Raw genomic sequence first — 24776 nt, forward strand, 5'->3', positions numbered from 1 at the left:
TTTTATGGGGTGCGACTTGGCAAGTGCAATCAAGAAGATCGCCGCGAGTATCAGCCTCACGCTCATCATCTTTTTCGTTGGGTGTGGTTCCGGAATAACTGGAGCAGCAGCCCCGGTTATGAATCAGGTTGTTCCACAGACAATTCAAGCCGGCTCCAAGAGCCAGATGCTGAAGGTCACCGGGTCAAATTTTTCAAATACGGTCGTACTGCTCTGGAATGGAGCCCCGCTCGCCACGACTGTAGTTGACCCCCAGACCCTGACCGCAACAATCAGCAGCAGCGACCTCTCCACCCCCTCCACCGCGCAGTTAAAGGTGCAAGACCCACAGACCATGGCAGAGTCGCAAGCACTGCCAGTAGTCATCGCGCCCGCGGTCAGCGGAACAACATCGCCCTTAGCGCTCACCACGACCTCATTACCTCAAAGCGTAGCTGGCAGCCCGTACGTCGCAACGTTAGACGCCACTGGCGGCACTCCTGCCTATACGTGGAGCCTCGCTTCGGGTCAGCTTCCGATAGGCCTCACCCTTTCGACCACCACCGGCATCATCTCAGGCACACCCACGACCAGCGGCACGTATTCGTTTGCCGTAGCTCTCGTCGATTCAAGCACACCCTCACAAACTGCGAGCGCCACCGTGACCCTTTCCGTGGCACCAGCTCAGACCGCTCCTATTGCACCACTGACGATCACGACGACGTCTCTGCCTAATGGCACCACCGGCACAGCGTACTCGACCCTTCTCCAGGCAACCGGCGGCACGGCACCCTACTTCTGGTCCATCACCTCCGGAAATCTCCCCTCCGGTCTCAACCTCGCCGCAAACACCGGCGTTATCTCCGGCACGCCCATTGCAAGCGGCAGCTTCCCGATTGCTGTAACGGTAAAAGACTCCGTCTCGATGCAGACAGTCACCGCGAACCTCGCGTTCTCAATCGTGTTCGCAGGAGCGCCTCTGTCGATCGCCTCCGCCACCCTGCCCAGCGCGATGTTGAACCAGTCCTATAGCGCGACTCTTACTGCAGCGGGAGGCACCGCGCCCTACTCCTGGTCCATCACCTCAGGCGCGCTGCCCGCCGGACTCAACCTTGCAACCAGCGGCGCAGTCCTGGGTTCTCCCACCGCAGTCGGAACCTTCAACTTCATAGCCTCGGTCGCGGACTCGTCAAACCCCACGCAAACTAAATCAGCTTCAATCTCACTTGTCGTCTCCCCGGCTACACTCTCCATCGTCGCTCCAGCGCTGCCCTCCGGAACAGATGGTGCTGGCTACTCAAATGCTCTGCAGGCCACGGGAGGCACCGCTCCCTACACCTGGTCCATGACCTCAGGCAGTCTGCCATCCGGCCTCAACCTTGGCGCAACGACAGGAGTCGTCTCCGGCACTCCGACCGCCAGCGGAACCTTCAACTTCACTGCCTCCGTCTCAGATGCATCGAGCCCGGCCCAGAGCAAATCCGCTCAGATATCGCTCGTCATCGCTCCCACAACCCTCTCCATCACCTCCGCGACACTACCCTCCGGCGCCAATGGCTCCGGTTACTCCAACGCCCTGCAAGCCGCTGGAGGAACCGCTCCCTACACCTGGTCGGTAACCTCCGGCAGTCTGCCATCGGGCCTCAGCCTTGGCGCAACAACGGGCGTAGTCTCAGGCACACCAACCGCCAGCGGAACCTTCAACTTCACCATCACCGTCAACGATGCAGGAACTCCATCACAAACCAGGTCGGCTCAGGTCGCGCTTGTCATCGCTCCGGCAACGCTCACCATCGCCACCGCAGCACTCCCCGCCGGAACACAGGGCTCAAGCTACTCAGGCACCATCCATATCAACGGAGGCAACGCTCCGTTCGCCTGGTCGATCACCGGTGGCAGCCTGCCCGCCGGACTCACCCTGGGAGCAACCACAGGCGTAGTCACTGGCACCCCCACCGCGAGCGGCAGCTTCACCGTCAGCGTGACGGTGAAAGACTCGGCTTCCTCAGCACAAACCGCCACCGCCATGTTGCCACTCAACGTAGTCGCAGCAGGATCTCCACTTGCGATCACATCGTCCACGCTCCACAGCGGAACAACGAACACTCTCTACAACGCGACGCTCAACGCAACTGGAGGAGCCGCACCATACACTTGGTCCGTCAACAGCGGCAGCCTGCCCGCCGGCTTTAGCCTCGCGGCCGCCACCGGCCTCCTCTCGTGCACACCAATCGCCAGCGGAACCATAACCTTCACCGCGACAGTCTCTGACTCTTCCAGTCCCGCGCAGACTACATCCGCACCGATCTCCTTTATAGTCGCGCCACCAGCCCTGTCCATCATCACCTCGTCCCTGCCCTCTGGCACCCAGGGCACGAACTACTCGAGCGGCCTGCAGGCCACAGGCGGCACCACGCCGTACACCTGGTCCATTACAAGCGGCAGCCTTCCCGCAGGACTAACTCTGGGCGCAACCACAGGCATCGTCTCCGGCACACCCACGGCCACCGGAACCTTCAACATCACTGCAACCGTCGCGGATGCATCAAGCCCGGCACAGACCAGATCCATCCCACTCTCCCTCGTCGTAGCACCACCAGCCTTGGCGATCACGGTCTCCGCCTTCCCCAGCGGCACTCAGGGCACAAGTTATTCCAAATCCCTGATGGCAACCGGCGGCACCACACCCTACACCTGGTCGATCACCTTAGGCAGCCTCCCAGCAGGACTCAACCTCACACCAAGCACAGGCGTAATCTCCGGCATCCCCACTGCAAACGGGACATTCAACTTCACCGCAACCATCACAGACTCCTCCAGCCCCACGGAAACCGCATCGACTTCGATCTCGCTCGTCATCGCTCCTCCCGCACTGGTAATCACCACCACATCTTTACCCTCCGGAACACAGAGCACCAGCTACTCAAAGTCCCTCACAGCAACCGGAGGCACCGCGCCCTACAACTGGTCGATCACCTCCGGCAGCCTCCCAGCCGGACTCAGCCTCGCCGCCAACACTGGCCTCATCTCCGGCACACCCACAGCAAACGGCAGCTTCCCCATCACCGTAACCGTCAAAGACGCATCAAGCCCCGCTCAAACCACATCAGCAACCATCTCGTTCGTCATTGCACCACCACCAATCTCAATCACCACCACGTCCTTGCCCTCCGCCACACAGGGCACCAGCTACTCGAAGTCCTTGGCGGCAACTGGAGGCACCGCACCCTTCGTCTGGTCGATCACCTCCGGCATCCTGCCAGCCGGGCTCAACCTAAACGCCAATACTGGCAGCGTCTCCGGCACACCAACAACAAGCGGCAGCTTCTCGGTCTCAGTGATGGTCAAGGATTCGAGCGCAGTACAACAGTCCGCGACCGCTAACGTCTCGTTCACCGTCGCAGCCGCGACCCCGCCGCTCACAATCACAACGGGCACATTGCCATCAGGCACGGATGGCACAGCCTACTCTGCGCCGCTATCGGCAACCGGTGGAACACCGTCGTACACCTGGTCGATCACTTCAGGCAGTCTCCCCACCGGTCTCACCCTCGCAGCAACCACCGGCACCATCTCTGGCACACCCACCGCGACCGGCACCTCCACCTTCACCACGACTGTAGCCGACAACAGCAACCCCTCTCAGTCCAAGTCACTCTCTGCATCAATCACCGTCTCCGCGGCAGCTTCCACCGGCCCCGGAACGACCTGGTACATCCGCGCTGACGGAGGCACACGCTACTCTGCCAACCAGACCGCTGGCCAGTGCGACGGCAAAGCAGACGTGAAGTACTCCGGCTCAGGCACCAACCAGCACTGCGCCTTCAAAGATCCCCGCTATCTCTGGGACGACCAGAGCTATGGCAACGACGCCTGGGTCATCGCCGGCGGCGACACCGTCATCATCCGCGGCGGCCCATGGCGCATCGGCTTCGATGCGGCGCCTGGCAGTTGCAGCGGAGCAGGTTGCGGCGCAGGCTACACCTGGTGCTTCGGCGGCGGCGGCAACTTTGGATGCTACAACCCCCCGATCCCCGCAGGCACAGCCACCCAGCACACCCGCATCCTCGGCGAGAACTACGCCGCCTGCAGCAGCGGCGGCGTCACCACCCGTTCACAACTCACCCAGATCTTCGGCGGCTTTGGTGTCACGGAAGCTCTCAACCTCACCGGCGCAAAATTCGTCGACGTGGAGTGCCTTGAGGTCACCCGCCACTCCCAGTGCATCGCCTTCGGCAGTCCGGCAATCCCTGCCACCTGCTCCAGCGGCTCGCCCACCGACGACTACGACTCCGACGGCGTCCACACCGACAACACCACCCACGATCTGCTCATGCAGGATCTATGGATCCACGGCCACATCGGTCGCGGCATCAAGGGACCCATCGGCGGCCTCGTCACCTGTCTCAGATGCGACATAGCCTTCAACGGAGGCGCAGGCTGGGACTTCGACGACGGCAACGCCACGCCAATCGTCAACGGAAACTGGCAATTCCTCTACTCCACTATCGAGTGGAGCGGATGCAATCAGGAGTACCCCGCTGTTCACGCCATCCCGGTTGTCTCCTGCTACGGCCAGAGCACCGGAGGCTACGGCGACGGTGTCGGCACTCCACACGGCACAGGGCTCTCCGCAACCATCGATCACTCGAAGTTCATCTACAACACGCAGGACGGGCTCGACTTCGGCCACGTCGACACTGGCGGACCCTACACCCTCAGCATCACTAACTCCATCGCCTACTCCAACAGCGGAGGAACCTTCAAGATCGGAGGCAACTTCGGCACCGCTGTCATCACCAACAACGTCGCCATCGGAGACTGCATGAGGCTCTCAGCTCCCATCACAGGCGCACCAGGCACCTATAACGCGAACCTTACCGACTTCTGCCGCGCGGACGACACCTTCCCCTTCGACTTCCGACAGAACAGCAACTACACCATCTCTAACAACACCATCGTCACCTACTCGCCCACCATCTTCGATATCTCCTGCTGGGACTCCCCCGGTCAAGGCGGTAATAACAACGGATGCGGCGGCGCGGTACTCAACTTCCACGACAACATCGTCGTCGGCTACGACAACCCCGGCACCTACAACCTCGGCGGCCTGCAAGGCGGCCCCGGAGCCTGGTACTTCCAGGAACCCGCGCCCAACGGCAGCACCTCCGGCACGGTTATAGGCACAATCAACCGCAGCAACAACATCTACTACGGCATCGGGCACGGCTTCACCTGCCCCACCGGCTACGCCAACGAGAAGTGCGTCACCCCCGACTTCATCAATCAACCCGCAGGAACAGGCACCACCTTCACCCAGTCCGAGCTCGACGCCTTCAACTTCAACATCTCCTCTGGCAGCGCAGCGGCGGGAACCGGGATAACCTATACAGGCGTGCCGGCCACCGACTACAACGGTGTCAATCGTCCGAATCCGCCTTCCATGGGAGCCGTTGAACCATGATTCTTCGCCGTACCGCTCTGTTCTTGTTCTTTGCTCTCTTAGCTTCACTACCTCTGTCGGCAGAAACCTGGTACATCCGTCACGATGGAGGCACGCGCTCTTCAAAAGAACACGCAGGGCAGTGCGACGGCAAGGCAGACGCTCCCTACCGTAAGGGAGCCAACCAACACTGCGCGTTCAACGACTACCGCTACCTCTGGGACGACCAAACCTACAACAACGACGCATGGGTGATCGCCGGAGGTGACACCGTCATCATTCGCGGAGGCCCATGGCGAGTCGGTTGGGACGCCGCAACAGGCAAAGGCGCAGGCTACACCTGGTGCTTAGGTGGTGGCACCTCCAGTTGCAGCAACCCCGTCATTCCCTCCGGAACAGCCGCGCAACACACTCGCATCCTCGGAGAAAACTATGCAACCTGTTCGCATGACGGAACGACAGATCGGTCCAAGCTCACGCAGATATTCGGCGGCTTTGGCCTCTGGACGCCTCTCAACCTAAAGGGCGCTCAGTATGTGGATGTCGAATGCCTCGAAGTAACTCGCCATTCGCAGTGCATCTTCTTCGGTGATCCCCCCAACCCCGCCCCCTGCAATCGCAGCACGCCGGTCGATGACTACGACTCCGACGGCGTCATCACCGACGTCCACACCCACGACCTCCTCCTCCAGGACATGTGGATTCACGGCCACCTCGGCCGCGGCATCAAAGGCCCCATCGGCGGGATCGTCACCTGCACTCGATGTGATATCGCCTACAACGGAGCCGCTGGCTGGGACTTCGATGACGGCAACGCCACAGCGAGCGTCAACGGCGTGTGGAACTTCAACTACTCCACCATCGAGTGGAACGGCTGCAACCAGGCCTATCCCGGCACCGGAGCCATCTCCTGCTACGGCCAAAGCAACGGCGGATACGGCGACGGCGTCGGAACTCCAATGGGGATGTGTCTCGCCGTAAACATCGACCACTCGAACTTCAGCTATAACACCCAGGACGGGCTCGATCTCGGACACGGCGACAAGGGCAACAACTGCCCGCTCAAGATCACAAACTCCATCGCCTACGGCAATGGCGGCGGCTCATTCAAGTGGGGCGCCAACGAAAACCCCGCCGTCTTCACCAACAACATCGCAATCGGCAACTGCCGCCGCATGTCCGAACCCATCCCAGGACAACCCAGCACCTACAACGCCCATCTTGCCGACTTCTGCCGCGCAGAAGACGCCCTGCCGTTCGACTTCCGCCAGGGTGGCACCGTTCTCTTCGCCAACAACACCATCGTCACCTACGCGCCCACAACCTTCGACATCGACTGTTGGGATGCAAGCTGCTCAAACAGCACCCTCATCTTCAAAAACAACATCGTCCTCGGCTACGACAATCCGAAGACCTACAACCTCGGTGGCAAACCCGGAGGCCCCGGCGGCTTCTACTTTCAAAAACCAATCGGCCACATCGTCCGAAGCAACAATATCTTCTACGGTTTGAGAGGTCTTCACTGCCCCACCGGTCACCCCGGCGAACGTTGCGACGATCCAAAGTTCGTATCCCAGCCTCACTTCAACTCAGAGAAAGACCTCGACAACTTCAACGTTCATCTCTCTCCATCGAGCCCCGCCCGTGGCGCCGGCGCAACTCTCCCGGAGGTTGGATCAGACTACGAAGGAAAGCCCAGGCCGTCAGCAGGCGGCTACGACATTGGGGCCACTCAGAATTAACCCATAATTGACTCAGACCAATAGGTCATTGCAGAGCGTTTCAGAAGTAAGGGATACTAAGTCATGCCAACATCGCGGCTGCGTCAGCTCCTCAAATTTATTCGAGTATTTGGCATAACAGACGGCATCCGCCTGTGGTTCTCTCTGCTGTTTCAAACCGGCCCGTCCATTCAACTTCAGCTTCCACATCTGCCATCGCCCATACAACTGCGCCGGCATGATCTGCCGATATTCTGGCAGATCATGATCATGAAGGAGAACGACTTCCACTCCTTGCCCCAGGCAAGCCGAGTCAGTGATACCTACAAGAAGATTCTCTCCGAGGGCAACCGGCCCATCATCGTCGATTGCGGCGGTCACATCGGCCTCTCCGCGGTGTGGTTCGCCTCTCGCTTCCCCGAAGCCACTCTCTACTGCATCGAACCAGACAAGAGCAACTTCAACCTTCTTCAACAAAACACCGCAGCCTATCCAAACGTCATCTGCCTCAATGGCGGCGTGTGGAACAAGCCGTGCCATCTGGAGATTCAGAATCCTCTCTCCGGCAGCGCATCATTCCAACTTCGCGAACTCTCAATCTCTGATAGCGCCGAACGACCAAACGTACTGCGCGCGTATACCATCCCCGAAGTCCTCCAACTCGAAGAAAAGAACCGTCTCTTTCTCGTAAAGATGGACATCGAAGGAGCCGAAGCGCAGGTATTCCAGGAACCGACCCCATGGCTCGCTCAAACCGCCGTCATGATCATCGAACTACACGACTGGCTCATGCCCGGACAAGGCACCAGCAGAAACGTCTTCAAGCGGCTCGGAGAAAACAACCTCGACGTCATTCTTCAGGGCGAAAATCTGCTTCTCTTCCAGATCCCAGACGCACAGGTCCCGAACGCAAACAAAACGGCGAGCGAACCGCTCCACGACCACGTCTTAGCAGCGAAATTGTAGCCGTCAGAGCTACCGGTAGATGCCTGCAGAGCGCAAGAGCAGCGACCCCGCCGTCCTAGCATTACTGATATCCAATGGATTGAGCGCCAGAGCGCGCAGCGAACTCTTCACCGCGCCCCACATCTGTTTACGAATTCCAAAAGCCTCGGCCCGTTGCCGGTAGATGTAACTCAGCGCCACACGCCGAGCCACGATGCCGCAACCAGGCGAGCCATAGTGCTTCTCGATAAATTGAAGCTGCGCCCTCAACATGCCGTTCGTATCGGTCGTCAGCGACTCTCCTGCGGTTCGATAAAGTGAGATCACAGTAGGGGCAAACGCCACCTCGTAGTGAAATGCCATACGAAGCCACAGGTCGCGATCCTCTGTCTGCCGCAGACTCTCATCGAACCCACCCACCTTGTCGACGCACTCCTTACGAAAGGTCATAGAAGAAGTCGGCAGATGAATCCGCCGCATGTAGATGTAGCGAGCGACACACCCCTCGGCATGCTTCTTGTTTCCCGCAAACGTATCGATCACCGCTCCATCCGCGTCGATACGCGAGATGAGCCCGTAAGCCAGCCCCACCTTGGGGCGCCCCTCAAAACACTTCAGCGATTCGGACAGACGACAAGGCAGCCACACATCGTCTGCATCCAACAACGCAATGAACTCCGCAGATGCGTTACGAAGCCCGTTATTCCGCGCCGCCGATACTCCGCTATTTGCTTGGCGAATGTATTTAATTCTGTCGCCCAGTTGAGCCAGATAAGGAGCAACAACGCTCGCGGTGTCATCCGTGCTGCCGTCGTCGATCAGCAAAATTCTCCAATCATCAAAAGTCTGCGCTATAACGCTTTCAATTGCGATTGGTAGATAGTTCGCTGTGTTGTACGTCGGAATAATAACGTCGACTTTCGGCATCTCCTGCAAATCTCCCGCTAGCTACAGCCCCTTCTCACAGGCTCAAACTGCATCGGCAGCTCCAAGTCTATTCTCCCACGGAGCCCGTCCATCTGAATCGAAAGAAGTGAGCCGGATGGGGTATTGCATATCGATTTGATCGCGCAACCATTCCGATTTGGCACACGCATCCGAAGTCACCCGTCGCACCCGACACAAATGCCTCGCAACTTCTCGTCCGATAGCCTCTGATGTAACCTGAATCATCGAGCGTCCCACAAAAGTGCCACGGCGCGTGCTCACCGTCGTTTGAAAAGCACTTGTCCAACAACCGCCAGCGCGAAACAATAAGCACGGGGCTTAGGGAGAGGTATTACGTATGTTTTTTCGCGCACGGCGGACCTTGCAAAGGGCCTGGTTCGATTTCAACTGTCGCTCCCTCCTCAGCACACCTCCAATCCGCACCAACGACCCCTCCATAACGCTCGTTTCCATGGTCTGTCACGGCGAAGTCCTCATGTACCTGTTGGCTGCGAAGTCCTTCTGCCGTCAGTTTGGTCGCAATCCGCAGGTTGTGATCCTTAATGACGGAACGCTCACAAAGGCCGACCACGCCACCATCCGCACTCACATCCCGGAAGCAACCATCGTGCCCATCTCCGACGTTGCTCCCGCCAAAACACCCAAGGGCAGCTGCTGGGAGCGTCTCCTCCTCATCAGCGACCTCGTTCATAATACCTTCGTCGTGCAACTCGACTCCGACACCCTCACCACAAGCGCAATTCAAGAAGTCCAGCAGTGCATCGATGCGAACCACAGCTTCACTCTTCTCGGCGACAGATCTTTCCCCGAGATCGAATCCATGACGGATGCATGCCTTCGCTCAAAAACCAACCTGCACCCCATGGTGCAGGCCGTGTGCGAGCGATCCTTCGACAAGCTTCCAGAGAGCGCATCTCTTCAATACGTCCGCGGCAACGCAGGCTTCAACGGCTTCGCAAAAGGGTCGATCGACAGGAAAAAAGTCGAGTGGTTCTCCGAACTCATGCAGCGCCTCGCAGGGCAACAATGGAATGAATGGGGCAGCGAGCAACTGACATCGAATCTGCTCATCGCAAACTCTGACGGTGCTGTGCCGCTGCCATCTCCGAAGTACCTCTCCCACTGGGCGCATCTCGACGTCCCCTATAACGAAGCGGCCTTCATTCACTTCATCGGCCCCTATCGCTACTCCAACGGCCTCTACATGAGAAGGGCAAAGAGCGTCATCGCCACACTGACAACCAAATAACAAAAGCAGGAAGAAGGCTCTCTTCTTCCTGCTCAGTCGAACCAGATTCGACCACGCTTCAGCAGCGAACGATCTTATCCGACTTGATTCCCTTCGTCGCATTCCGCGTATCCACGACTAGCCGCGACTTGTTAACGATGTCCTTGTAGTCATAGTCGGAGTGGTCCGTCATGATCAGAACGCAGTCATACTGCCCCAGCTCTTCGAGCGGAGTACACGTCATATTCAGGTTGTAATGACGGCCCCTGCCAACCGTGGGGAAGTAAGGATCGTTATAAAGAACCTCAGCGCCCTGCTCCCGCAGAAGTTCAATCACGGTCAGCGATGGTGACTCCCGCAGATCGTCAATGTCTTTCTTGTAAGCCATCCCGAGCATCAAAATGCGCGAACCATTGACAGCTTTTTTGTTCTGATTCAAGCCCTTCGCAACGTACTGCACCACATGCGCAGGCATCCCCTCGTTGACCTCTCCAGCCAGCTCAATAAAGCGCGTATTGAAGTCGTACTCCTTCGCCTTCCAGCTCAAATAGAACGGATCGATTGGAATGCAGTGTCCACCCAACCCCGGCCCGGGATAAAACGGATGAAACCCAAACGGCTTCGTCGACGCCGCATCGATCACCTCCCAGATATCCACTCCCATACGCAGCGCGAGCAGCTTCAACTCATTGACCAGCGCGATATTCACGCAGCGATAGATATTCTCAAGCAGCTTCGTCATCTCCGCCACGCGCGTCGAAGACACCCTAACCGAGCGCGTGAAGATTCCCTCATACAACACCGCTGCCAGCTCCGTAGCGATCTCTTCGTGGCCACCAACCACCTTCGGAATATTGTGACGAGCCACAGTCGTGTTGCCCGGGTCCTCGCGCTCCGGAGAGAAGGCAACATAAAACACACCATGCTCTGCCGGTGCACCTGGGCTCTGCACCTTCAACCCGTGCTTGTTCCCCGCCTCAAGAATCGGAATCATCAGCTCTTCGGTTGTCCCCGGGTAAGTCGTGCTCTCCAGAATCACCAACTGACCCTCGCGAAGCCACGGAGCAGCAGCAGCAGCAGTCTTTTCAACGAAGCTCAAGTCCGGCTCGCGATGCTCCGTCAGCGGCGTAGGCACGCACAGAATAATAGCGTCCTGATCCGACAAACCGGCGAAGTCGGTTGTAGCCTTGAAGCCCAGCTTCCGCGCGCTCTGAATCTCCTCCGAAGGAATCCGGAAGATATACGACTGGCCCGCCTCAAGATTTGTAACCTTTTTGGTATCAATATCGAAACCAGTCACCTTGAAGCCCGCCTCGGACAGAAGCAGAGACAACGGCAACCCAACATACCCAAGCCCAATCACGCCGATCTTAGCGGTGCGGGCCTCCAGGCGGTTCATGCGCTCCTGCGCAATCTTCGGTAAAGCAACTTGGCTTGATGTCAACATAGACACGATTATCGCATCCGGATTTCTCTGCCAGATGCACAAAAGTTGCATCGACTCTGGCCAATTCCCGATCCAGACTTACACTTGCCCATCTTCTCGGATTCTCACTGGCCTCGCCCGACGATGCTTGATAATGAGGAAGGCAGTTCGGCACGACATATTTTCACACGCACCCCAGTGCACTACGCCTGGGTGGAGGATAGATTGGCCCGTTATCTCATCACCGGAATCGCAGGTTTCATCGGCTCATCCCTGGCCCATACACTCGTCGAACAAGGCCACGAGGTCAGCGGCATCGACAATCTCTCCACCGGAAACCTCGAAAATCTCGCCGACATCCGTCACGCGATCTCCTTCCAACAGATGGATCTTCAAGACGTCCCCGGCATTAAAGCCGCCTGCGGAGGCGTCGATTACATCCTCCATCAAGGCGCTCTCGCTTCAGTTCCTCGCTCCGTCAAAGACCCCCTCACCTCACATGAATCCAACATTAACGGCACCCTCAACCTCCTCATCGCAGCCCGCGATGCAAAGGTTCGCCGCATCGTCTATGCAGCATCCTCTTCGGCCTACGGAGACCAGCCCACCCAGCCCAAGCAGGAAGACATGCTCCCGCGCCCGCTCTCGCCCTACGCCGTCCAGAAGCTCACCTGCGAGTACTACATCCAGTCCTTCTACCGCGCCTATGGCCTCGAGGGCATCTGTCTCCGCTACTTCAACATCTTCGGCCCCCGCCAGGCTGCCGACTCACCCTACTCCGGCGTCATCGCCCAGTTCACCTTTAAGATGATGGCAGGCGAAACCCCCACCATCTTCGGCGACGGCCTCACCAGCCGCGACTTCAACTTCATCGACAACGCCGTCAGCGCCAATCTGCTCGCCTGCCTCGCTCCCAGCGAAGTAGCGACCGGCCGAGTCTTCAACGTCGGCACAGGCAAAAGCCATACCCTCAACGAGGTCTACGCCGCCATCGCAGAGCAACTCGGCTTCCCCAACAAACCCACCTACGGCCCACCGAGAGAGGGCGACATCCAACACTCGCTCGCGGACATCGATCGCGCCCGCAACGAACTCGGCTACCAGCCCAGGGCCCACTTCCACGCGGGTCTACGCAAGACCGTAGCCTGGTACCTCGAAGAAAAGCTGAAGAAGGAAGCTGTCGGCCTAAAAGGTTAAAAAAAATCGCCGCCAGCAGAGCCGACGGCAAAGTAGTTCAAAGATGGATCGCAGTTGGGAGCCGCAAGCAGCCTCCTGCGATCCGTCCGCATGCATGTTAGGCGCGCATCTTGCGAAGCAAAAGACTCGCAGTCCCAATCAGGCCGCTGCCCAGAAGGAACAACGAGTTTGGCTCCGGAACCATTGAGATAGACGCAGCGTAGTCGATGCCGAACTCAGCACCACCCCCTTGAACCACCTGGAAGGTAAGGGTATTAACACCGCTGACGAAGTCCCCAGAGGGCAGTGCGATCACTGTTCCATCGCCCGTGCAGGTAGCCCCCGAATCCGCACAATGCGGATACGACGTTGCGGTGGGAACACTCACCAGTTGACCGTTCAAAAATACTGCGACCGTATCATCGGCAAGCACGGCGATAGAGCCACTTGCATCACCAGGAGTCGACGTCGCTCCAATGTTGAACGTGCTGGTGAAAAAGTAATTGCCATTCGGGGTGTCTACAAACGGATTCGACTCCGGCGAGGTCTGCGCATACGAGACCCAGCTCGAATTCCCAATTGGAAAACTCCAGACTGAATTGTTCGTAATAGGAAGATACTGCGTGCCAATCAGCGGATTGATAGGAGCGGTATAGTCCGTCAAGCCGTTGTTATACGCGTAGCTCGGAGGAGCAATCACAACCAACGGTCCCCCATCGGTGCCTCCATTGCCATCGTTCTGAGCCCAACTTCCAAGAGTAAGTGGGTCGGCGGATGCAAAAGCGGTGAAAAGAAGTAACACCGCTCCCAAAGCAGAAAATTTGAAGCAAGACAGCATCGGGCCCCCTAAAGCTATTTGCGAATCTGTAACTGTGGGAAACCACAGTTCGTACGCGAATGACTTCCGGGGTCGAGGTTTGGCGACCTGGAAATAATTACCTACAGCAAACATTCGTGACCTTGCTTATCGCAAATCAGGAGCCAAATGGAAATCTTTACATATCAAGGACTTATAGAAATAGCCGTCAGAAAAACCGCAAAACATTGCGCACCGGTTCGGGAAATGTGACAAAGTTTGCCACTTAAAGGGCACACATGTGCAGAAAAGCGCACCGATTGCCCTATTTTTCTACTCTCACCCCAGCGTCTCGGCATCTCACCTTAAAGAAACGATTCGAGACAAGCCTGAAGCCTTCTTTAGACAACATGCATAATCGATTCACGATCTTCAGGTCATTGAGGTAAAAGATAAGAATGCAAGTCACTCTTCCGGCAGCTCTACTCTCTCCGCCACCGGCTCGAACCCGGTGGACCCTGCTCTCCGGACTACTTCTTCTCCTCCTGGCGACATCACTCTTCGCCGCCAGCACGCCACTCTCCGGCACTCCCCTCAACGACGGCTACTACGCCCTCTACAACCTGGATTTTAAAGCGGCCCACGCGCATTTCCAGCAGTGGATGACCGCTCATCCCGACGATCCCCTCGGCCCAGCCTCAGACGCGGCCGCCTTTATCTTCAACGAGTTCGACTTACTCGGCGTCCTCGACATCGAACTCTTCGCCGACGACAACCGTTTCACCTCTCGCACCCGCCCCGCCATAGACCCCGTCATCAAGCAGGGCTTCTCCGATCGAATCGCCCAGTCCGAGCGCCTCGCCAACGCCGCCCTCCAGCACAACCCCAAAGATGCCAACGCCTTCTACTGTCTGGCCGTCACCTCCGGCATGCAGGCTGACTGGGCCTCGCTCATCGACCGCCACGAGTACGGTGCCTTCAAATTCAGCGAAACTGCCAGCAAGTACGCCAAGCAGGCCCTCGCCATCGATCCCAACCTCTACGACGCCAATCTTGCCGTTGGCATCGAGAACTATATGCTAAGCCTCAAAGCCGCGCCCATCCGCTGGATCCTTGGCATGACCGGCGCCGGCACGAACAAGGCCGAAGGGGTCCGCCTCCTCAAGCTCACCTCCGAGAAGGGGCACTATCTTGCCCCCTTCGCCCGCCTCATGCTCGCCGTTGGAGAGCTCCGCGACGGACGAACTCAGTCAGGCAAAGACATCCTCATCGGCCTGTCGAACGAGTTTCCCCAAAACACCCTCTATCAGCGCCAGATCGCCCGCCTTCACTAACTGAGCCTCCATTCATCGAAATTCAACACTGGAACGCCCTCAGCGTGTACCTTTAACCCATCGTCCAATCCTCACACCGCTCAGAGTCTCCCGGCGTGCAACTTTTTTACGATTCACAGACACCAAATCCGCAGTTAAATTCAATTCGTATTCATAAAGGGTTCTCATAAGCATGCGTATTGCATCCGTCGGCACGGCCTATCCTCCTCATCGCTACTCCCAGGCGCAAATCTCAGAAGCACTCACGGCCCGCTGGCAAGACAGAATGGAAGAACCTCGCCTCATCAACCGGCTCTTCGTCAACTGCGGTGTTGACTTCCGCAATCTCGTCTTCCCCCTCGACGTCTACGAGAACCTCTCCGGCTTCGGCCCCACCAACGACGCCTGGATCGTCGCCGCCGTCGAACTCGGCGAAAAGGCCATCGACGCCGCGCTCTCCCGCGTCGGCCTCACGCCCGCTGACATCTCCGCGATCTTCTTCGCCTCGGTCACCGGCATCGCCAGCCCCACCATCGACGCGCGCCTCATCAATCTCATGCCATTCCCAACCAACGTCAAGCGCACTCCGATCTTCGGTCTCGGCTGCGTCGCTGGAGCGGCTGGCATCTCTCGCGCCTCCGACTACGTCCGCGCCTTCCCCAACCAATACGCTCTGCTCCTCTCCGTCGAGCTCTGCTCCCTCACCTGGCAGGACAACGATCAGTCCATCGCCAATCTCATCTCCTGCGGACTCTTCGGCGACGGCGCTGCTGCAGTCGTTATCGCTGGAGCTGAAACAGCCCTCGCCAAGCGCACCTGCGCCACCTGCATCTCCGGCCCAAAGATCCTCGACACGCGCTCGACATTCTATAGACACACCCAACACATCATGGGCTGGGACATCGGCGACATGGGCTTCAAGATCGTCCTCTCCCCCGATGTTCCGAAGGTCGTCAACGAACATCTCAGAGGCAACGTTGAGTCCTTTCTCACCGACAACGGTCTAACCCTCGATGACATCTCGAGCTACATCTTCCACTCCGGCGGGCCCAAGGTCCTCGAAGCAATGGAAACCACTCTCAACCTCCCAGAGAACGCCCTCGAAGCCTCTTGGCGCAGCCTCCGCGAGGTTGGCAATCTATCCGCCGCCTCCGTCCTCGCCGTCCTCGAAGACGTTCTCGTCAACGCTCCCGGCAAACCCGGCACCTACAGCATCCTCGCCGCAATGGGTCCTGCCTTCTGTTCGGAGCTCGTTCTCCTTCAGTGGTAAGCAACCACCCAAAGCGCCATCTTCAAAACCCCACACGGCTGCATCCACTCAGGATTCAGCCGTCTTCCTTGCTACTCATGTCCAATCCCTCCCGAATCGAAACACCTGCGTAATTCTCTCGTCCGAATTTCGTCATTTGCTTGTAAACCACTCCGGTCTCCCGATTCCAGCAACATCCTATCTTCAGAGGCCGCCGCTTTTTCCATGTCACTGAGCAGATTCACGTCGCAACCGGATGTCCTCATCGTTGGTGCAGGCCCAGCAGGCCTGGCCTCCGCCATCGCCGCCGCCAATCAAGGTATTCAGGTCGAAGTCATCGACGCCAGAAAGCCGCCCATCGACAAAGCCTGCGGCGAAGGCCTCTTGCCCGCCTCCCTCGAATCCCTCGCCGCCCTCGGCTTCGATCTCAGAGATCTCCTCCACATCGAGAGCTATCCTCTGCGCGGGATCCGCTTCCTCAATGACAAGAACATCGCCGAAGCTGCATTCCCTTTAAACTCTGGCCGAGGCATTCGTCGCACCGTTCTGCACGAACTCCTCGTCGATCAGGCCGAAAGTCTGGGCGTCCGTTTCCATTGGGAGAACGCAGTTCGAGCGATCGAGTTAAGCCGCCAGGGCCCTCTCATCCGCACCAACCGCCAGACACTCACCACTCGCTACCTCATCGGCGCGGACGGCCACCAATCCCGCGTCTCCGCAGCAGCCGGCCTCAACGCCGCCACTACCCACTCTCGCCGCATCGGCCTCAGCCAGCACTACGCGATCGCTCCATGGACCAACTTCGTCGAGATCTACTGGAGCGACCATGGCCAGGCCTACGTCACCCCAACTTCATCCAACGAGGTCTGCGTCGCTTATGTCGCAAACCAGAGATCCTCTACCCCAGCAGAAGCTCTTAGCCAATTCCCAATCCTGCAGCATCGTCTTGCCAACACTCCGCTCAGTGGTGCTGCGCGAGGATCCATCACCCTGGGCCGCACACTCCACACAGTCGCGACCGAAAACATCGCCCTCATCGGCGACGCCTCCGGTTCCGTCGACGCCATCACCGGCGAAGGCCTTGCTCTCTGCTTCCGCCAGGCCGCGGCTCTCGCAACCGCACTCAGGAATGACGACCTCACCCTCTACCAGCAAACTCACCGGCACATCCAGCGTCTCCCGAGCCTCATGTCCCGCGCGCTTCTTCTGTTGGATCGCTCTCCTCGCCTTCGCAACCAGCTCTTCCGCGCCTTCGAGCGCCGCCCTCTCCTCTTCCAGCAACTCCTTCAAATACACATTCGTCAATCCCCTCTTCGTGTCTTCGGCACCGACGGCCTCCTCGCTGCGGGTCTCCAGATGCTTACTAGCTAGCATCGCCAGCCCATCTGCTATCTTTACAGCGGTACTCGCATCGCTGTAAGTTGAGGAGACTCGAGGAAGTTGAATTAACCATGAACGACATCGCTGACCGCTGTATCGACATCATCGCCAAATCGAAGGGTATCCCTGCCAGCACGATCACTCTGGCCAGCACCTTCGATGAGCTCAACATCGACTCCCTCGACAAGATCAACATCTCCTTCGAGGTCGAAGAGGCATTTAACATCGAAATCCCCGACGAAGCGCTCAGTACACTCCGCACGGTCGGCGACATGATCGAAGGCGTCACGAAACTGCGCACAGCCGTCCCGTCTGCCACAATTACAACTCCCTAACGGCTGCCGCAGGCTACTCACTGTAAGCATTGGGTCTGTTTTCGCTGATCAGGAGAACCTTGTGCCGAAAAGCTACAAACAGCAAGCCATCGAGCTTTTGAAGAGTATCGAAACCGGCGATAGAAAGTCTGCCGCATACATCAACCCCAACAGCTACACGCAGCACAACCTCGCAATAGCCGATGGTGTGGCCGGCCTCGCCGCCGTCTTTCAAGCCCTCCCCAAAAACTCCGCCAGGGTCAACACCGTTCGCGCCTTCCAGGATGGCGACTACGTCTTCCTCCACACCGAGTACAACTTCTTCGGTCCCAAAATCGGCTTCGACATCTTCCGCTTCGAAGACGGCAAGGCCGTCGAGCACTGGGACAACCTCCAGCAGACCCCCAGCGCCCCCAGCCCAGGCGGCCACACCATGACCGACGGCCACACAGTAGCGATCGACCTCGACAAAACCGAATCCAACAAAGCTCTCATGCAGACCTACATGGACGACCTCCTCGCCGGTCGCAGAGATAAGTTCCCCGACTATTTTGATGGCATCAACTACATCCAACACAATCCCTGTATCGCCGACAATCTCACCGGCCTCATCAACGGCCTGCAGGATCTAGCCAAGCGAGGCAAGGCCGTCCGCTACGAGCGTGTCCACAAGATCCTCGGCGAAGGGAACTTCGTCCTCGTCGTCTCCGAGGGCACCTACGGCGACAAGCTCACCGCCTACTACGACCTCTATCGCATCCACAACGGCAAGATCGCCGAACACTGGGACACCCTCGAAACCATCCCACCCTCCTCCGAGTGGAAGAACCCCAACGGCAAGTTCTAGCCCCCGGCAACCGAGCGTAGTCCCGCAACAACGAGCCCGTGTATCATTCGCTCCATGTACGTAGGCGACCCTCAACTGACAGCCAGTCAGGTCCTACGGACCTTTCACCACGACGAGCTATATCTCTTCCTCGGCGCTGCATTCACCACGTTCGGACTGACATCGGTCGCACTTGCCTTTCTCGGACGCAAGTTCAACTCCATGCTTCTCTGGCTTGGCATCTTCGCCATCCTGTACGGTCAGCGCATGTGGCTCGATCTCGGCCTGTTGGCCTTGATGATCCCGCCTTCTATCTTCTTCGACAGCCTCCGCGCGGCGGTCCGATACATCGTGCCAATCCCAGCATTCTTTTACTTCGAAGCCGCAGGATTTCTGCCACGTATCTCAGGCCGCAGAATCGCCCCGATCATCTCGATTCCCTTCCTCTGTCTCTTTGTCGGAGCGTTTTGGTTCGGCCCCAGGCACTCTTTTCAGCAAATCAACAACGTCCTTGTCATCCTCACTTTGATCGCGCTAATCATTCAATCCATCACGCGAAAAGAAGTAGACCGCGACTACGCCATCGTCCGCATGGGCATCTTCGTCTTCGTCGCATTCGCTCTCTTCGACAACATCGCCGGAGCCTTCGGACACTATCCACAAAAGGAGCCGCTTGCCTTCGCATTCTTCCTCGGAACTCTCGGCTACGTAGCCGCAAAGCGCAGTCAGGCTCGCGATCAGCAGTTCAGCGACCTCCAGAAAGAACTCGAGATCGCGCAGCGTATCCAGACCGCGATTCTCCCGTCCGCCTATCCACAATCCGCTCACTTCCACGTCGCCGCCCGCTACGTCCCCATGACGTCAGTAGCCGGAGACTTCTACGACTTCCTCGTAACCGATCCGAAGCAGGCAGGTTTACTCATCGCCGACGTCTCCGGCCACGGCATTCCTGCCGCTCTCATCGCCTCCATGGTCAAACTCGCCGCAACCTCCCAGCGCGAAAACGCAGCCGACCCCGCAACCCTCCTCTCCGGCATGAACACCATCCTCTGCGGCAACACGCAGGAGCAGTTCGTCACCGCCGCCTACGTCTACCTCGACGCCGAATCCTCCACCCTGCGATACTCCGCGGCAGCGCATCCTCCCATGCTCTTGCTGCGCGCAGGAAAAGTCGTCGAACTCATCGAGAACGGCCTCATGCTCGCTGCATTTTCTTTCGCCACCTACGCAACCGCCGTCTACCCGCTCGAACCCGGCGATCGTCTTGTCCTATACACCGACGGCATCCTCGAAGCCGCCAACGCACAAGGCGAAGAGTTCGGATCAACCCGTCTCTGCGCGCTGCTCAAAGATGGCGCCCGCCTTCACGCCGAAGAGGCTGTCGACCAAATCATCTCCTCACTGCAAGCCTGGTCCAAATCGCAAAACGACGATCTCACCGTCCTCATCTGCGACTACTCCTTAGCAAGAACAATCGCGTAACGCATGACCGATCCCTCTCAAAGATCGCTAAAACGCCGGGTGCCAAGTATCTCGACTCTGACATGGGCATCGCGCCAACGCCCGGTGGCCCATCGTCAATGGGTCGCTGTCTGTCCAAGAACAGTGCGGGCGAATTGTTCAATGCTCGTGAGCTTGATTCCAAACTCCTGCTGGATCGACGTCATGTTGATCGCGTCTCCAGATGAGTAGGCCAACATCAGGGCGGCGAAGCTCTTCTGCATCGAATCCGTTGCTCCGTCAAACTGTGCGCGTAGCGCCTCCTCCGAGATGTGCTCGAGCTTGAACGGCTTGCCACCAATCTCTTCGAAACGAGCAACAACATCGAGTGGACTCAGCGCTGCGGGGCCGCCAAATTCGATCGTCCTGCGCTCTGCTGCCGGATGCCGCAGAGCAAGAACGCACATTTCGGCGACGTCCGGGAACGAGACCCAACTCACGGGGCTGGTCCCGGGTCCATAGATGCGAGCGGAAGCATTCAAGTAATCGAATCCGAGCGCCGGGCTCAGCCATACTTCCATGAACCAACTAGCCTGGATCGTAGTAAAGTTCAGGTCCGTGATCGCATGCTCCACGTGCGCTTTTGCGTCTGCCAGCGGGGAGGAGATACCGGCCGGAGGGCGAAAGGAGACAAAAATGAACCGACTGATACCAGCAGATTTTGCCGCTTCCACGAGGTGCAGTTGTCCCATGTCATCGACCGACTCAATCGAGTCTCCTGCCTCCGGGAGAGGGTCGAGGACGCAGTCGAGATGACTGCATTCACACCGCGACAGGCGCCAGCCAGCGAGTCGGGATCTTTGAGGTCGCCCAAGAATACTTCCGTACCCCATTCCCGCAGAAGTGCCACCTTTTCTGCCGAACTTGTCGTGCGAATCAGCGCTCTAACCTTTTCCCCTCGTCTCGATAGTCTTTGGCAAATCTCGCTCCCTACCAAGCCGGTGGCACCAACAACGAGAATCATGTCAGTTCTCCCAAGAACAGAGCCTACGCCGGTTTCTTCACTCGAGTGTGGAAATATGCGCGGTCGGCGCGTCGCAGATAAATCCAAAAGTTGGTCGTCTCTCTTTCTTCACAGGACCACGACCTTGACCCGCTTCCACGCTCAGACTGAACCTCTGCTGAGAACCGCGAAAGCCGAAAGCCATCGCTTTCAATGCAGAGGCAACCATCCCCGAATTGAAGCCGTTAGCAGAAGCGCGGGGCCGGCTTCCGCTACAAAATCTTGTCAAGCCCCCAAACCGCCAAACCCCGCGCCAACACTGAACAATCACGTGGCGTATAAGTTCCGCTCCACCAGCTATAATAGAGATAGACAATATAAAAAGCCCCTGGAGACCTACAGGGGCTTTTTCATATTGATCCGCAGCTAACTCCTTTCAGGAGACGAATTTGGACGTAACCCGTTTAGATAGACGAATTTGCAGGCAAGGCCCTGTCGTAAGTTATTGAAAAGAGCGAATTTAGACGCAGGAAATGGGGGGTGGGGGTCTCGGCCTGAACCCTTGTAAGAATCTACAATCATCAAAGCACTAGTATGGAGAAGAAGTGAATCGTGTCGTAGTTACAGGTCTCGGCTGCATCACCCCGCTCGGCAACACCGTCGCAGACTTCCGCACCTCTCTCTTCAGCGGAGCCACCGGCATCGCCCCCTTCCCCCCCTACCCCGAAGCGCCCGGCGAAACCCAGGGCCTACGCTTCACCCGCACAGCCGCCGTCAAGGACTTCGACGCCCGCCAGCACCTCGAAACCGGCATCGTCGGCGCAACTGACCGCACCACCCACTTCGCCATCGTCGCGGCTCGTCAGGCCGCCGCCGAATCCCAGATCACAAGCCACTACGACCCCGAAAGAATCGCCATCGTCGTAGGCTGCGCCTGCGGTGGCCGCCAGGCCGAAGAGACCGAGACCAACAAGCTCTACACCCGCGACGCCCGCGTTCATCCCCTCACCGTCGTCCGCACCATGGCATCCGCCGGCGCCAGCAACATTTCCATCGACCAGAAGATCACCGGCCCCGCCCTCAACATCTCCACCGCCTGCTCCTCCGGCGCCCACGCCATCGGCCTCGCCTTCCAGATGATCCGCAGCGGAATGATCGAAGCCGCCATCACCGGCGGCCACGAAGCCCCGCTCACCTTCGGCTTCCTCCGCGCCTGGGACAGCATGCGCGTCGTCTCCCCCACCCAGTGCCGCCCCTTCTCTGCTGATCGCGACGGCATGACCCTCGGCGAAGGCGCCGCCATGTTCACCCTCGAAACCTTCGAGTCCGCCCGAGCCCGCAACGCCCAAATCTACGCCGAGATCGTCGGCACCGGAAGCTCCGCCGACGCCTGCCACATCACCCAGCCCCACGCCGAGGGAGCAGCCAGCGCCATGGTCAGAGCGCTCAAAGACGCAAACGCAAATCCCGACGAAGTCGGATTCATCAGCGCTCACGGCACTGGAACCCAGGTCAACGACACCACCGAAACCGCCGCCATCCACCAGGTATTCGGCGACCGCACCTCAAAGATCCCCGTCAGCTCCACCAAGTCGCTTCACGGCCACTCCATCGGCGCTAGCGGCGCCCTCGAAGCCCTCGCCACCATCCTCGCCCTACACAACAATCAACTCCCAGCCAACGCCGGAGTCATTGAAATCGACCCCGCAATCGACCTCGACATCATCCTCGGCTCCCCCCGCAAGGTAACCCCGAAACTGGCCCTCTCAAACTCCCTCGCCTTCGGTGGCCTCAACGCTGTCCTGGCGTTCCGCCCTATCTAAACCCCGTCGTTCCACAGGGGTCACCACCTGCTTACTTGTAGAGCGCCGTCACTTACGACTAGCCTTGAAGCATGAACCGAAGAACAATCTGGACCCTCCCCCTCCTCTTCGTTACCCTCTGCACCGCTACCCTCCACGCCCAGGCCAAACTAGCTATCTACGGAACCGTGGGCGGCGAAAAAACCGAAATCAACCACGAGAGTTGGACCATAGCCGGAACGTTCGGCTTCTACTACGGCATCGCCAAGTTCGGCCCGATCAACGTCGCAATCGACGCTCGCGGCGATCTCTCCGACAACATCAACAGCGGCCTCTTCGGCCCTCGCGTCGCCCTCAAGCTTCCGCTCGTCCCGCTCAAACCCTACGTCGAAGTCCTCGGAGGTTTCTCCTCCTACAACCAGCAGAACAACGGCGCCAAGAACACCACCGACGCAAACTATCGCTGGGTTGGCGGAATCGACACCACCATTCTCCCTCACCTCGACTGGCGCATCGCTGACTACAGCTACAGCGGTGGAGGAATCTCGCAGGGAAACAGAACAGTACATCCACAGACGCTCTCAACTGGACTCGTCATACGCTTCTAGCCGCAACCGGAGATCATCGCGATACCATAGCCGCAGATGATCTCCGTCCTCATCCTCACCCGCAACGAGCAGAACGACCTTCCCGCATGTCTCTCCTCAGTCTCTTGGTCCGATGACATCCACGTCTTCGACTCCCACAGCACCGACAACACAGTAGAGATAGCCAAAGCCGCCGGCGCACACGTTCACACACGCACCTTCGACGACTACGCAACTCACCGCAACGCCGCGCTCGCAACCATCCCCTTCAAGTACCCTTGGGTCTTCCTTCCCGACGCCGACGAGCGACCAACTCCAGAGCTCTCCCGCGAGATGCAGCAGATCGCCCTCGCAGCGCCTGACCAGACCTCAGCCTTCCGCGTCCGACGCAGGGACTTCCTCTTCGACACCTGGCTCAAGCACGCTCAGATATCCCCTTTCTACATCCGCCTCGTCCGCCCCGAGCGCGTCCGCTACACCCGCACCATCAACGAGGTCCTCGAGGTCGACGGTCCAGTCGCCGAACTGAGCTACCCGCTCGACCATTACCCCTTCTCCAAGGGCATCTCACGCTGGGTAGAGAAGCACAACCTCTACTCCACCATGGAGGCCGAGCTCATCGTCCGCAGCCAGGGCCTACAGAACCCCTCGTTCGTCACCGCCCTTCGCGACCCCGACTTCCACACTCGCCGACTCCACCAGAAGGCCATCTTCTACCGACTCCCAGCTCGCCCACTCCTCAAGTGGGTGTACATGGTCTTCCTCCGCCGCGCCATCCTCGACGGACCCGCCGGCCTCACCTATGCCACCCTGCAGGCCTTCTACGAATACCTCATCGTCCTCAAGACCAGAGAACTGCGCCGCGGCGGAGCTTGACCCCGCCTCAAATATCACATCCGCTGCGTCCGAAAAATAAGCGAGGCATTCGCTCCGCTAAACCCAATGAGTTCGACATCGCATACTCCATGGGTACACTCACCGCTTTGTCTTTCACTCATTCCGAACTGGCAACTCCCGTCGAACTCCTTGATGTTCGATTCATATAAACTCCCTATCTATCGATGGCAACAACGGCATTTTGCAACATCAATAGTTACAAAATGCAATCTCATTTTGATGCTAAAGGCGATAAGTCTCCTCTCAACTCGTCGGTGATATCTCAAAAAAAATCTTGCAATATTCACAAAATGCGTTTACGGT

The 24776-nt window shown here is 58.4% G+C and carries 18 protein-coding genes and 1 pseudogene; 14 read left to right on the forward strand and 5 right to left on the reverse strand.

Annotated features, from left to right (window positions below; translation table 11 throughout):
- Window positions 1–16: 16 nt before the first annotated feature.
- The 3 genes from RBB82_RS05865 to RBB82_RS05875 all read left to right on the forward strand — a co-directional run bounded on the left by RBB82_RS05865 (window position 17) and on the right by RBB82_RS05875 (window position 8109).
- Window positions 17–5443 carry a beta strand repeat-containing protein gene (locus tag RBB82_RS05865; protein WP_433974176.1) on the forward strand — a complete coding sequence of 1809 codons (5427 nt, stop codon included), beginning with the start codon at window positions 17–19 and terminating at the stop codon, window positions 5441–5443.
- Window positions 5440–7164, forward strand: coding sequence for a hypothetical protein (locus RBB82_RS05870; RefSeq protein ID WP_433974177.1), 1725 nt, complete (start codon window positions 5440–5442; stop codon window positions 7162–7164). Before RBB82_RS05865 ends, RBB82_RS05870 begins: the two co-directional genes overlap by 4 nt.
- A 63-nt stretch (window positions 7165–7227) precedes the next feature.
- Window positions 7228–8109 (forward strand): FkbM family methyltransferase, encoded by an 882-nt coding sequence (locus tag RBB82_RS05875; RefSeq protein ID WP_433974178.1) that lies wholly within the window; start codon window positions 7228–7230, stop codon window positions 8107–8109.
- 9 nt (window positions 8110–8118) lie between these two features.
- On the opposite strand, the gene RBB82_RS05880 is transcribed toward RBB82_RS05875, so the two are convergent.
- On the reverse strand, window positions 8119–9015 hold the full coding sequence (locus tag RBB82_RS05880; RefSeq protein ID WP_433974179.1) for a glycosyltransferase family A protein: 897 nt from the start codon (window positions 9013–9015) through the stop codon (window positions 8119–8121).
- 358 nt (window positions 9016–9373) lie between these two features.
- Between RBB82_RS05880 and RBB82_RS05885 the strand changes: the two genes are divergently transcribed.
- Entirely contained in the window at window positions 9374–10285 is a 912-nt protein-coding gene (locus RBB82_RS05885; protein ID WP_433974180.1) for a hypothetical protein, read from the forward strand.
- Window positions 10286–10343: 58 nt separating this feature from the next.
- Here RBB82_RS05885 and RBB82_RS05890 read toward each other — a convergent pair whose 3' ends face one another.
- Window positions 10344–11711: a nucleotide sugar dehydrogenase gene (locus tag RBB82_RS05890; RefSeq protein WP_433974181.1), complete on the reverse strand. Its 1368-nt coding sequence runs from the start codon at window positions 11709–11711 to the stop codon at window positions 10344–10346.
- A gap of 204 nt (window positions 11712–11915) precedes the next feature.
- Between RBB82_RS05890 and RBB82_RS05895 the strand changes: the two genes are divergently transcribed.
- Window positions 11916–12887, forward strand: coding sequence for an SDR family oxidoreductase (locus RBB82_RS05895; protein WP_433974182.1), 972 nt, complete (start codon window positions 11916–11918; stop codon window positions 12885–12887).
- A gap of 97 nt (window positions 12888–12984) precedes the next feature.
- Here the strand turns inward: RBB82_RS05895 and RBB82_RS05900 are convergent, their stop codons facing one another.
- Entirely contained in the window at window positions 12985–13668 is a 684-nt protein-coding gene (locus RBB82_RS05900) for a PEP-CTERM sorting domain-containing protein (RefSeq protein ID WP_433974183.1), read from the reverse strand.
- Window positions 13669–14120: 452 nt separating this feature from the next.
- Here RBB82_RS05900 and RBB82_RS05905 point away from each other — a divergent pair, with 452 nt between their 5' ends.
- The 6 genes from RBB82_RS05905 (at window position 14121) to RBB82_RS05930 (ending at window position 20226) form a co-directional block, all read left to right on the forward strand.
- Window positions 14121–14996 carry a hypothetical protein gene (locus RBB82_RS05905; protein ID WP_433974184.1) on the forward strand — a complete coding sequence of 292 codons (876 nt, stop codon included), beginning with the start codon at window positions 14121–14123 and terminating at the stop codon, window positions 14994–14996.
- 172 nt (window positions 14997–15168) lie between these two features.
- Window positions 15169–16245 carry a type III polyketide synthase gene (locus tag RBB82_RS05910; RefSeq protein ID WP_433974185.1) on the forward strand — a complete coding sequence of 359 codons (1077 nt, stop codon included), beginning with the start codon at window positions 15169–15171 and terminating at the stop codon, window positions 16243–16245.
- A gap of 204 nt (window positions 16246–16449) precedes the next feature.
- Entirely contained in the window at window positions 16450–17595 is a 1146-nt protein-coding gene (locus RBB82_RS05915) for an NAD(P)/FAD-dependent oxidoreductase (protein ID WP_433974186.1), read from the forward strand.
- 80 nt (window positions 17596–17675) lie between these two features.
- The gene (locus RBB82_RS05920) at window positions 17676–17939 is read left to right on the forward strand and encodes an acyl carrier protein (protein ID WP_433974187.1); all 264 of its coding nucleotides are present in this window, start codon (window positions 17676–17678) and stop codon (window positions 17937–17939) included.
- 61 nt (window positions 17940–18000) lie between these two features.
- The gene (locus RBB82_RS05925) at window positions 18001–18765 is read left to right on the forward strand and encodes a nuclear transport factor 2 family protein (protein ID WP_433974188.1); all 765 of its coding nucleotides are present in this window, start codon (window positions 18001–18003) and stop codon (window positions 18763–18765) included.
- 54 nt (window positions 18766–18819) lie between these two features.
- The gene (locus RBB82_RS05930) at window positions 18820–20226 is read left to right on the forward strand and encodes a PP2C family protein-serine/threonine phosphatase (RefSeq protein ID WP_433974189.1); all 1407 of its coding nucleotides are present in this window, start codon (window positions 18820–18822) and stop codon (window positions 20224–20226) included.
- A 95-nt stretch (window positions 20227–20321) separates the two neighbouring features.
- Here RBB82_RS05930 and RBB82_RS05935 read toward each other — a convergent pair whose 3' ends face one another.
- Entirely contained in the window at window positions 20322–20936 is a 615-nt protein-coding gene (locus RBB82_RS05935; protein ID WP_433974190.1) for an SDR family oxidoreductase, read from the reverse strand.
- Between the two features lie 80 nt (window positions 20937–21016).
- Window positions 21017–21208, reverse strand: a pseudogene (locus tag RBB82_RS05940) (NmrA family NAD(P)-binding protein); the annotation flags it as partial.
- 584 nt (window positions 21209–21792) lie between these two features.
- Between RBB82_RS05940 and RBB82_RS05945 the strand changes: the two are divergent.
- The 3 genes from RBB82_RS05945 (at window position 21793) to RBB82_RS05955 (ending at window position 24452) form a co-directional block, all read left to right on the forward strand.
- Window positions 21793–23010, forward strand: coding sequence for a beta-ketoacyl-[acyl-carrier-protein] synthase family protein (locus RBB82_RS05945; protein WP_433974191.1), 1218 nt, complete (start codon window positions 21793–21795; stop codon window positions 23008–23010).
- Window positions 23011–23081: 71 nt separating this feature from the next.
- Window positions 23082–23597, forward strand: coding sequence for a hypothetical protein (locus tag RBB82_RS05950; protein ID WP_433974192.1), 516 nt, complete (start codon window positions 23082–23084; stop codon window positions 23595–23597).
- 36 nt (window positions 23598–23633) lie between these two features.
- Window positions 23634–24452 carry a glycosyltransferase family 2 protein gene (locus RBB82_RS05955; RefSeq protein ID WP_433974193.1) on the forward strand — a complete coding sequence of 273 codons (819 nt, stop codon included), beginning with the start codon at window positions 23634–23636 and terminating at the stop codon, window positions 24450–24452.
- Window positions 24453–24776: the final 324 nt, after the last annotated feature.

This window comes from Tunturiibacter lichenicola, from assembly GCF_051013355.1.
Lineage (GTDB): Bacteria > Acidobacteriota > Terriglobia > Terriglobales > Acidobacteriaceae > Edaphobacter > Edaphobacter lichenicola_F.